Origin of the sequence: Mycobacterium sp., assembly GCF_019243155.1 — a bacterium.
GTDB lineage: Bacteria > Actinomycetota > Actinomycetes > Mycobacteriales > Mycobacteriaceae > Mycobacterium.
The window spans coordinates 1-10,723 of sequence record NZ_JAFAUS010000349.1; the positions used below are offsets into that span (position 1 = coordinate 1).

The window sequence follows — 10,723 nt, forward strand, 5'->3', positions numbered from 1 at the left end:
AGATGAGGCTGTCCTGCTGTACCGGGTTGGGCATGTCCCGGACGGGCACGGTGATGCCCTTGGCGGAGGTGAACAGGGCGGGGTTGGTCGACACGAAGCGGATGTCGTCGTATTTCAGCAACGCCCAGAAGTTGGTGACGTCGTTCCAGCACACCGACGCCGTCGCGCGCAGCTCCCGGTACACGGGATAGGGATCGCCCGCGTAGAAGTCCGGGGAGTGCAGGGGAAACGAAGTCCGCATGGCAAAGCCTCCCTGGCCAGGTCCAGCAGCACCCTACCGAAGGCCGTGCGACATTCGGGTGAGCCTTTCGTAAACGGCTCGTCACATGTCAAGCTGCAGGGATGGTCATCGAGATCGCCCGGCCCAAGCTCGAAGGAAACGTTGCGGTCGGCGACGACCGCCAGATCGGCTTCGCCGAATTCGGTGACCCGCAAGGGCGGGCGTTCTTCTGGCTGCACGGCACCCCGGGCGCCCGGCGGCAGATCCCCACCGAGGCCCGCCTCTACGCCGAGCACAACAAGATCCGGCTGATCGGCCTGGACCGCCCCGGAATCGGCTCATCGACGCCGCATCGGTACGAGAACATCCGGGCGTTCGCCGACGACCTGCGGACCATCGCCGACACGCTAGGCATCGACAAGATGGCCGTCATCGGCCTGTCCGGCGGCGGTCCGTACGCGCTCGCGTCCGCCGCGGCCCTGCCGGACCGGGTGGTGGTGACCGGCGTGCTCGGCGGCGTCGCGCCGTTCCTCGGCGACGAGGGTGTCACCAGTGGGCTGATGAACCTGGGCAAGCGGGTCGCGCCCCTGCTGAAGCTGGGCGGCGACCCGCTGCGGATCGGCGCGAGCCTGCTGGTCCGCTCGATCCGTCCCGTCGCGAACACCGCGTTGTTTCTGTACGCCGCGGTGTCGCCCGAAGGCGACCGGCGCCTGCTCACCCGGCCCGAATTCGGGGCCATGTTCCTCGACGACCTGCTCAACGGCAGCCGCAAGCAGTTGGCCGCCCCTTTCAACGACGTCATCCTGTTCACCCAGGACTGGGGATTCCGTCTCGACGAGGTCAAAGTCCCGGTCCGCTGGTGGCACGGCGACAGCGACCACATCGTCCCATTCGCCCACGGCAAGCATGTGGTGTCCCTGCTGCCCGACGCCGAGCTGTTCGTACTGCCCGGCGAAAGCCACCTCGGTGGGCTGGGCCGCGGCGAGGAGATCCTGGCCACCCTGACCAAGATCTGGGACGAACAAGGCTGACCCGTCGCCCGCCGGGTAGCGTTTGCACCGTGCTGCTGGCGTCTCTGAATCCTGCGACGGTTTCGGCCCACGACATCGCTGACGCGGTGCGTATCGACGGCGCGGTGCTCAGCCGCAGCGACCTGGTCGGCGCCGCGACGTCCGTGGCCGAGCGGGTCGGCGGTGCGGGCCGGGTCGCGGTGCTGGCCACGCCGACCGCGGCCACGGTGCTCGCGGTCACCGGGTGCCTGATCGCCGGCGTGCCCTTCATCCCGGTGCCCGCCGACGTCGGCGCGGCCGAGCGCCGGCACATGCTCGGCGACTCCGGGGCGGCGGCCTGGCTGGGACCGGAGCCCGACGAGCCGGAAGGGTTGCCGCACATCCCGGTGCGACTGCACGCCCGCTCCTGGCATCGTTATCCTGAGCCGGCCCCCGATGCCACCGCGATGATCATCTACACCTCGGGCACCACCGGGCCGCCCAAGGGCGTGGTGCTGAGCCGCCGGGCGATCGCCGCCGACCTGGACGCGCTCGCGCAGGCCTGGCAATGGAGCGCCGACGACGTGCTGGTGCACGGGCTGCCCCTGTTCCACATCCACGGATTGGTGTTGGGGCTGCTCGGCTCGCTGCGGTTCGGAAACCGCTTCGTGCACACCGGAAAGCCGACCCCGGCCGCCTATGCCCAGGCCCGCTCGGAAGCCGGCGGCACGCTGTTTTTCGGGGTGCCGACGGTGTGGTCGCGGGTGGTCGGCGACGAGGCGGCCGCCCGCGAGCTGCAAGCGGCGCGGCTGCTGGTCTCCGGCAGCGCGCCGCTGCCGGTGCCGGTGTTCGAGGGGCTGGCCGCCCTGACCGGTCATCAGCCGATCGAGCGGTACGGCGCGTCGGAATCGCTGATCACCATCTCGACGCGGGTGGACGGCGAGCGGCGCGCGGGGTGGGTCGGCCTGCCGCTGGCGGGCGTGCAGACCAGCCTGGTCGATGACGACGGCGCCCAGGTGCCGGCCGACGGGGAAACCGTGGGCAAGCTGCTCGTCCGCGGTCCGACGATGTTCGACGGGTACCTGAATCGGCCGGGGGCCACCGCGGAGGCGTTCGACGCCGACGGCTGGTACCGCACCGGCGACGTCGCGGTCGTCGACGGCGGCGGCATGCACCGCATTGTCGGGCGCGAGTCGGTGGACCTGATCAAGTCCGGGGGTTACCGCATCGGCGCGGGCGAGATCGAGACCGCGCTGCTCGGCCATCCGGGGGTAGCCGAGGCGGCGGTCGTCGGGATGGCCGACCAGGACCTGGGCCAGCGGATCGTCGCGTTCGTCGTCGGCGCATCGGAGCTGAAGGCCGACGAGTTGATCAACTACATCGCGCAGGAACTCTCGGCGCACAAGCGGCCACGCGAGGTGCGCATCGTGGACGCGCTGCCCCGCAACGCCATGGGCAAGGTCCTCAAGAAGCAGTTGCTGTCCGACGGCTGACCGGCGCCGCCCGCATGCAGGCGTTCATCGTCCGTTCACGCGGGGGACGCGCGTCGCGCGACACGCAGCAGATTGTCAGCATTCTGGACAAGCGTTAGTCCGCAGCTTCGCATAGCTTGGCGTGAAGCCCTGCAGACAAACGACGACCGGACGCGGTCCGGTGAAGGATGGCGCGTGAGTGAGTTAGAGCGGCCAACCGGGTCGACTGCGACAGTCGCGCGGTCGACACCCATGCGGCGGGTGGCGCTCGCCTGCCTCGTCGGCTCGGCCATCGAGTTCTACGACTTCCTGATCTACGGCACCGCGGCCGCGCTGATATTTCCCACGGTGTTCTATCCCCACCTGGGCACCACGTTGGCGACGGTCGCCTCGCTGGCGACCTTTGCGACGGCGTTCCTGTCCCGGCCGCTCGGCGCGGCCGTCTTTGGATACTTCGGGGACCGGCTGGGGCGCAAGAAGACGCTCGTCGCCACGCTCCTGATCATGGGTGCCTCGACGGTGAGCGTGGGCATGGTCCCCAGCACGGCGTCGATCGGTATCGCGGCACCTCTGATCCTGATCGTCCTGCGGTTATCGCAAGGCTTCGCGGTCGGCGGTGAGTGGGCCGGGTCGGTGCTGCTGAGCGCCGAGTATGCCCCGCCCGGCAAACGCGGCTGGTACGGCATGTTCACGTCGCTCGGTGGTGGCACCGCGGGAGTGCTCGCCAGCCTGACCTTTCTCGCCGTCAGCGTCACCATCGGCGAGAAGAGCGCCGCGTTCATGGAATGGGGTTGGCGAATACCCTTCCTGATCAGCACGGGGCTCATCGGTATCGCCCTCTACGTGCGGCTGAACATCGAGGAGACGCCGGTGTTCGCCGAGGAACAAGCCCGCCACCTGGTGCCCAAGGCGCCGCTGGCGGAGCTGTGGCGCCTGCAGCGACGCGAGATCGTTCTCGTGGCGGGCAGCTTCCTGGGCGGGATGGGTTTCGTCTACATCGGCAACACGTTTCTGGTCATGTACGCCCATTCCCATCTGGGCTATTCGCGAAGCTTCATCTGGAGCATCGGCGCGCTGAGCGGGGTGACGAGCATCGCGTGCGTCGCCTTTTCGGCTTGGATGTCCGACCGGGTCGGCCGCCGGCGCATGATGCTGATCGGGCTGGCGGCGTGCGTGCCGTGGGCGTTCGCGGTGATCCCGCTGATGGACACCCGCAACCCCGTGCTGTACGCGGTCGCCGTCCTCGGCATGTTCGCCTCGGCCGCGATCGCCAACGGACCCTCGGGTGCCTTCGTCCCCGAGCTTTTCGCCACGCGCTACCGCTACAGCGGCGCGGCGGTGGCGATGAACATGGCCGGCATTCTCGGCGCCGCGGTGCCGCCGCTGGTCGCCGGCTCGCTGCTGGCGACCTACGGCAGCTGGGCGATCGGTCTCATGATGGCGACCCTGCTGACGGCCAGTCTTGTGTCCGTCTATCTGCTGCCGGAGACCAGAGGGACCGCGCTTCGAAGCGACCCGACTGCCGAGAAGGTGGGATCGGATCTCTAGTTGGCGTGCAGGTCCTCGTTGAGGGCGATGCCCTGGCCGTCGCGCGCCACCACTTCCGCGGCCCCGCTGACCGAGTTGCGGCGGAACAGCAGGTTGTCGGCGCCGGAGAGCTCGCGGGCCTTGACCACCTTGCCGTCGGGCGTGGTGAGCTTGGTGCCCGCGGTGACGTAGAGGCCGGCTTCCACGACGCAGTCGTCGCCCAGCGAAATGCCGATTCCCGCGTTGGCACCCAGCAGGCATCGCTTGCCGATCGAAATGACTTCCGTGCCACCGCCGGACAGCGTGCCCATGATCGACGCGCCGCCGCCGACGTCGGAGCCGTCGCCCACCACGACACCGGCCGAGATGCGGCCCTCGACCATCGACGCGCCCAGGGTGCCGGCGTTGTAGTTGACGAAGCCCTCGTGCATCACGGTGGTGCCCGGCGCGAGGTGGGCGCCCAGCCGAACCCGATCTGCGTCGGCGATGCGCACCCCGGTCGGCAGCACGTAGTCCACCATCCGCGGGAACTTGTCCACGCCGTAGACGGTCACCGGCCCGTGGCGCCGCAGCCGCGCCCTCACGGCCTCGAAACCCTCGATGGCGCAGGGACCACGATTAGTCCAGACAACATTCGTCAATACTCCGAACAAGCCGCCGGCGTTCAGCCCGTGCGGCGCCACCAATCGGTGCGACAGCAGGTGCAGTCGCAGGTAGGCGTCGTAGGCGTCGGCGGCCACGTCGTCCAGTGAGCCGATGACCGTGCGCACGGCGACGGCCTCGGTGCCGCGGTCGTCGTCGCGGCCGATCAGCGGGACCAGTTCCGGCGGCACATCGGAGAGCGCGAGCCGCGACGTCGCGCTGGTGCCGGATTCGGTTAGTTCCGGTGCGGGAAACCAGGTGTCGAGAATCGATCCGTCGGCGGCCAGCGTTGCCAGCCCGATGCCTGCAGCTCCTGTCACGCCTCGACACGCTACTTGTCCGGCGTGCGGGCCCGAGCGCGTGGTGCCCACGCGGGAACGTGGCACCGAACCACTACCCTTGGAGCGTGCTGGATTTGCGCGGGGATCCCATCGAGCTGACCGCTGCGCTGGTCGACATCCCCAGTGAATCGCGGGACGAGGCGCGCCTGGCCGACGAGGTGGAGGCCGCGCTGCGTGCCCAGACGTCCGGCTTCGAGGTCATTCGCAACGGAGACGCGGTACTGGCGCGCACGCAGCTGGGCCGCCCGTCGCGGGTCCTGCTGGCCGGCCACCTGGACACCGTTCCGGTGGCCGGAAACCTGCCCAGCCGCTTGGACAATGGCGAGCTGCACGGCTGTGGCACCGCCGACATGAAATCGGGCGACGCGGTTTTCCTGCACCTGGCGGCCACCGTCGCCGAGCCCACGCACGACCTGACGCTGGTGTTTTACGACTGCGAGGAAATCGAAGCGGCGGCAAACGGATTGGGCCGCATCGAGCGTGAGCTGCCGGACTGGTTGGCCGCCGACGTGGCCATCCTGGGCGAGCCCACCGGCGGTTACATCGAAGCCGGCTGCCAGGGCACGCTGCGCGTCGTGATCAGCGCCGCGGGCACCCGCGCCCATTCCGCGCGTTCCTGGTTGGGGGACAACGCGATTCACAAGCTCGGCGCCGTCCTCGATCGGCTGGCCGCATACCAGGCGCGCACCGTGGACATCGACGGCTGCGCCTACCGTGAGGGCCTGTCTGCCGTGCGTATCGACGGGGGCGTGGCGGGCAACGTGATCCCCGATGCCGCGTCGGTGACGGTCAACTTCCGCTTCGCGCCCGACCGGTCGGTGACGGCGGCGCTGCAACACGTGCACGAGGTCTTCGACGGGCTCGACGTGCACATCGAACAGACCGACGCCGCAGCGGGCGCGCTGCCGGGGCTGTCCCAGCCCGCGGCCAAGGCGTTGGTCGAGGCTGCCGGTGGGCAGGTGCGCGCCAAGTACGGCTGGACCGACGTCGCACGCTTCGCGGCGCTGGGCATACCGGCGGTCAATTTCGGGCCCGGCGATCCCAACCTGGCGCACCGGCGTGACGAACGGGTCGCGGTCGCGAACATCACCGCCGCCGTCGCGATGCTGCGCGCGTACCTGGGCGGCTGAGCGGTTGTTCCGCGCCGAGCGTGACGCCAGTGTCACGTTCGACGCCCAGCGTGACGCCAGTGTCACGTTCGACGCCGGTTACGCCCTACTGCGCCCCGCGTCGCTGTGCCTGCGCAGCGGCGTCGGCGGCGGCCGCGTGCATGCCGATCGCCGCCAGATCGCCCGAGACCGCCTGCAGCGCAGCGGCATCGGCGGCCATCAGCGCCCGCGCATGGGCGAGGGCGATTTGCCCTACGGCACAGTCGATCTCGCCGCACAGCCGGGCCAGCGGATCGGCCGCATTAATGTCGCCCAGCCGCACGGCGTCATGCCAGGCGCGTACTGCCACCGCCGGCTGGCCGCCGCGTTCGGCCATTCGGGCGGCCTCGCGCGCGGCCGCCACCGCGCCGTGCGAGTCGCGCGTCGACGCCAGGCGCCATGCCCGCGCCAGGCCGAGCTCCGGTGCGAACAACGCCGACTTGGTTCCGTGGCGAGATTCGGCTCTGCTCAACGCCTTTGCCGTGGCCGCGGTGTCGCCCTGCTGGGCCAGCGCGGTGGCCAGCAGCATCAGCGACAACGGTCCCCACGAGTAGCCGGTGCGCTCCAACGTGGTTGCCGCGGGCCCGAGCAGCGCCGCCGCCTGGCCGAATTCGCCCGCGGCGATCAGCACGTGGGCCAGCAGCACCTCGCCGATGGCGCGGCCCGGCTGTTGCAGCTCGGCGAAATCGGTGAATTGCTGGGCGAGTTGGCGCGCCGAATCGAGCCGGCCCGCCATCACCAGCGCCGTCGTCTGGCCCAGCCCGATCGTGAAGCGCAGCAGCCCGGGATGTTCGGCGGCCAAGGCGCGCTGCGCCAGCGGCTCGACGTCGTCGAAGCGGCCCTGGCGCGCCGCGCACAACGCGGCCGCGCTGGCCGCCCAGGCCACCGCCTGGTCGTCGGCCGACGGTGACGCCAGCACCTCGCGGCCCACGTCGACGGCGTGCCCGACGTTGCCCGCGTTCATGGCGAACGTGGCGCTTAGCGCGTCCAGGGTCGTGCGGTCGCCGGCGTTGCTGACCCGATTGCGGATGGTCCGCAGGAACGCGGTCGCGCGCTCCGGCTCGCTGAGCATCCAGAACTGGTTGGCCGCCCGCAGCAGCGTCCAGGCCATCAGGTCGGGCTCGTCCAGCGCGGCGGAGTCGACGGCGTCCAACACCGCGTCGGCCTCGCGGCCACAGCCCTGCCAGGCGAGCGCGTGGGCCAGCGCCAGCCGCGCCGCCAGATCACCCGAACGCTCCAGCGCACCGCGCGACAGTCGTTCGCCGAGGCGCAGATCGCCCAGCCGCAGCGCCTGCTCCGCGGCGGCGATCACCTCGGCGACCGGCTGCGGGGCGTCGCTGTCCAACGCCAGGGACGCCAACCTGAGCCGGTCGCTGAGATGCTCGGGCGGATGTTGCGACAACAGCTTCACGACGTCGGTGCGCCGTTGTCGCGCGCCGTCGTCGCCCATGGCGACAAGCGCCCGCTCGGCGAACAGCGGGTGGGCGGTGTACGCGACCGGATCGCCGCCACTTTCGCCGCGGATCCGCGTCTCCACCGCGCCACAGTCTTCGCCCGCGCTGACGGCGCCGTCACCGGCGAGGACCGTCAGGTCGGCCAGCGACAGCGGTTCGGCGACGGCGAGGTAATCCACCACCGCCCGTGCCGCCGTTGGCAATTCGGCGAGGAACCCGTCAACCTGGGCGGGTTCAGAGGCCGGCTCGGATGACTTCGTGGTGCCGCCCGGCGGCTCGATGTCAATCCGGTCCAGCAGGCCGTCGGCCCACAGCGCCGTGATGGCGTCGGGGGCCGACTCGGCGCGCGCGGTCACGATCATTCTCACCGCACCCGCCAGCGCCAACTGGTACACCAGCGTGGCCGACAGGATGTCGAGGTGGTGCGCGTCGTCGACGATGAGCAGCAGGTCGCCCGGCCGGTCCCGGCCCAACGACGCCCGCACCGCACGCAACAGCGCAGCCGGCTTTCCGATGTCCGCGATTTCCACCAGGTGGCTGAAGGCACCGAACGGGACGGCGCTTTCGGTCGGCGTGCCGGTGACCCAGCGGGTGAGCGCGCCGGGGTGCGCCTGGCAGAAGTGCTCCGCGGCCAGGCGGGCCAGCGTGGATTTCCCCACCCCGTCGGGTCCTAGAACGGCCGCGCCCGAGCCCCGGTCACCCAACGCCGCGTCCAGCCGCTCCAAGGCCGTCGCGTGTTGGGGGACGTTCCATCGAATGGGCACTGCCGGATTTTATGGCGCGCGACGCCCGCGGCAGGGCGAAAGCCCCATATGTGACTGGCTCTGAGCGATTGGTCTACCTTTGGCGGATATGCGCCCGGAACGCGATTCAGCAGGCGACTGGGCGGTATGTGTGTACTGCGCGTCCGGTCCGCAGCATCGCGAATTGCTAGAGGTCGCTGCCGAACTCGGCGAAGCGATCGCCGAACGCGGCTGGACGCTGGTGTGGGGCGGCGGGCGCGTCTCGGCGATGGGCGCGGTGGCAAGCGCGGCGCGCGCCCGCGGCGGCCGGACCGTCGGCATCATCCCCAGAATCCTGATGCGCCGCGAGATCGCCGATGCCGAAGCCGACGAGCTGATCGTCAGCGAGACCATGCATGAGCGCAAGCAGCTCATGGAGGACCGCGCCGACGCGTTCATCGTTTTGCCGGGCGGCGTCGGCACCCTGGACGAGCTGCTCGACGCGTGGACCACGGCCTATCTCGGCTTGCACCGCAAACCGATCGTGCTGCTCGACCCGTTCGGGCACTACGAAGGCCTGTGGATCTGGTTGTGCGGACTGCTGGACAGCGGCTACATCACGCAACCGGCGATGGAGAAGTTGGTGCTGGTCGACAAGGTCAGTGCCGCGCTGGAGGCGTGTGCACCCGCCTGAGCTCGCGGGCGGCCCCGTCGTTCCTATTAGGCTGTCCGCCGAGCTTGACATTTTGAAACGAATCGAGGGGATCACGTGTCCGATCGTGACGGGGGAGCGCGCACGGCGGTCAAACTGACCGATATCGCGTCTCGATTGCCGGCCGTGCTGGCCGACATGCCGATTATCGTGCGCGGAATACTGACCGGTCTGCTGGCCCAGCCCGGGTCCAAGAAATCGATCGGCACCGTCTTTGCGGACCGCGCGGCCCGCTACGGCGACCGGGTGTTCCTGAGGTTCGGCGATCAGCAACTGACGTACCGCGACGCCAACGCGGCCGCCAACAGGTACGCCGCGGTGCTGGCCGCGCGCGGCGTCGGTCGCGGCGACGTCGTCGGCATCATGCTGCGCAACTCGCCCAACACCGTGCTGGCGATGCTGGCCGCGGTCAAGTGCGGCGCTGTTGCCGGCATGCTCAACTACCACCAGCGCGGCGAGGTGCTCGCGCACAGCCTCGGCCTACTGGACGCCAAGGTGCTGATCGCGGAGGCCGACCTGGTCAGTGCCGTGGCCGAGTGCGGCGGTTCGGGCGACACCGAGACGCTGACCATCGACGACCTCGAGCGATTCGGCGTCAGCGCTCCGGCGACCAACCCGGCCTCGGCATCGGCCGTGCAGGCCAAAGACACCGCCTTCTACATCTTCACCTCGGGCACCACGGGATTTCCCAAGGCGAGCGTCATGACCCATCGGCGGTGGCTGGCCGCGCTGGCCGCGTTCGGCGGCATGGGTCTGCGGCTGAAGACCTCCGACACGCTGTACTGCTGCTTACCGCTGTATCACAACAACGCGCTGACGGTCGCGCTGTCGTCGGTGATCAATTCCGGGGCGACGCTGGCGCTGGGGAAGTCGTTCTCCGCATCGAAGTTCTGGGACGAGGCGATCTCCTACGACGCCACGGCCTTCATCTACATCGGTGAGCTCTGCAGGTACCTGCTCAACCAGCCGGCCAAGCCGACAGACCGGTCGCACAAGGTGCGGCTGATCGCCGGCAACGGGCTGCGCCCGGAGATCTGGGAGGAGTTCACCAAGCGGTTCGGCATCAAGCGCGTTTGCGAGTTCTACGCCGCGTCGGAGGGCAACACCGCGTTCATCAACATCTTCAATGTGCCCCGGACGACCGGCGTCTCGCCGACACCGCTGGCTTATGTGGAGTACGACCCGGACACCGGCGCCCCGCTGCGCGACGAGGACGGCCGGGTGCACCGGGTTCCCGCCGGGCAGCCCGGCCTGTTGATCAGCCCGGTCAACCGGCTGCAGCCCTTCGACGGGTACACGGACAAGGAGTCCAGCGAAAAGAAGTTGGTGCGCAACGCTTTCAAAGAGGGCGACTGCTGGTTCAACACGGGCGACGTGATGAGCCCGCAGGGCATGGGCCACGCGGCGTTCGTCGACCGCCTCGGCGACACCTTCCGCTGGAAGGGAGAGAACGTGGCCACCACCCAGGTGGAGGCGGCGGTGGCGTCCGACGACTG

The 10,723-nt window shown here is 69.8% G+C and carries 8 protein-coding genes and 1 pseudogene; 6 read left to right on the forward strand and 3 right to left on the reverse strand.

The genetic code is table 11. The annotated features are described in order from the left end of the window. Nucleotides 1–241, reverse strand: a pseudogene (locus JOZ00_RS18095) (cytochrome P450); the annotation flags it as partial. A gap of 101 nt (nt 242–342) precedes the next feature. Here JOZ00_RS18095 and JOZ00_RS18100 point away from each other — a divergent pair. The 3 genes from JOZ00_RS18100 (at nt 343) to JOZ00_RS18110 (ending at nt 4,229) form a co-directional block, all read left to right on the forward strand. After that, nucleotides 343–1,251, forward strand: a complete 909-nt coding sequence (locus tag JOZ00_RS18100; RefSeq protein ID WP_293346002.1) for an alpha/beta hydrolase — start codon at nt 343–345, stop codon at nt 1,249–1,251. 29 nt (nt 1,252–1,280) lie between these two features. Next, complete coding sequence (locus JOZ00_RS18105) at nt 1,281–2,702, forward strand: acyl-CoA synthetase (protein WP_293346004.1); 1,422 nt, start codon at nt 1,281–1,283, stop codon at nt 2,700–2,702. Between the two features lie 231 nt (nt 2,703–2,933). Continuing rightward, nucleotides 2,934–4,229 (forward strand): MFS transporter, encoded by a 1,296-nt coding sequence (locus JOZ00_RS18110; protein WP_293346016.1) that lies wholly within the window; start codon nt 2,934–2,936, stop codon nt 4,227–4,229. On the opposite strand, the gene dapD is transcribed toward JOZ00_RS18110, so the two are convergent. Beyond that, nucleotides 4,226–5,170, reverse strand: coding sequence for a 2,3,4,5-tetrahydropyridine-2,6-dicarboxylate N-succinyltransferase (dapD, locus tag JOZ00_RS18115; RefSeq protein ID WP_293346006.1), 945 nt, complete (start codon nt 5,168–5,170; stop codon nt 4,226–4,228). The genes JOZ00_RS18110 and dapD overlap by 4 nt on opposite strands. A gap of 86 nt (nt 5,171–5,256) precedes the next feature. On the opposite strand from dapD, the gene dapE reads away from it, so the two are divergent. Then, on the forward strand, nt 5,257–6,321 hold the full coding sequence (dapE, locus tag JOZ00_RS18120; RefSeq protein WP_293346008.1) for a succinyl-diaminopimelate desuccinylase: 1,065 nt from the start codon (nt 5,257–5,259) through the stop codon (nt 6,319–6,321). A gap of 85 nt (nt 6,322–6,406) precedes the next feature. On the opposite strand, the gene JOZ00_RS18125 is transcribed toward dapE, so the two are convergent. Next, nucleotides 6,407–8,557, reverse strand: a complete 2,151-nt coding sequence (locus tag JOZ00_RS18125; protein ID WP_293346010.1) for an ATP-binding protein — start codon at nt 8,555–8,557, stop codon at nt 6,407–6,409. 88 nt (nt 8,558–8,645) lie between these two features. On the opposite strand from JOZ00_RS18125, the gene JOZ00_RS18130 reads away from it, so the two are divergent. Both JOZ00_RS18130 and JOZ00_RS18135 read left to right on the forward strand, forming a co-directional pair. Next, a complete protein-coding gene (locus tag JOZ00_RS18130; RefSeq protein WP_293346012.1) occupies nt 8,646–9,209 on the forward strand; it encodes a TIGR00730 family Rossman fold protein in 564 nt (187 codons plus the stop codon). A 75-nt stretch (nt 9,210–9,284) separates the two neighbouring features. After that, nucleotides 9,285–10,723, forward strand: a 1,439-nt coding sequence (locus JOZ00_RS18135) for a long-chain-acyl-CoA synthetase (RefSeq protein WP_293346014.1), incomplete at its 3' end; no start/stop codon positions are given.

Excerpts from the sequence above, each read along its gene's own strand:
- JOZ00_RS18110 (WP_293346016.1), top strand. The coding sequence starts at position 2,934 with ATGCGGCGGGTGGCGCTCGCCTGCCTCGTCGGCTCGGCCATCGAGTTC.
- JOZ00_RS18130 (WP_293346012.1), top strand. The coding sequence starts at position 8,646 with ATGCGCCCGGAACGCGATTCAGCAGGCGACTGGGCGGTATGTGTGTAC.
- JOZ00_RS18100 (WP_293346002.1), top strand. The coding sequence starts at position 343 with ATGGTCATCGAGATCGCCCGGCCCAAGCTCGAAGGAAACGTTGCGGTC.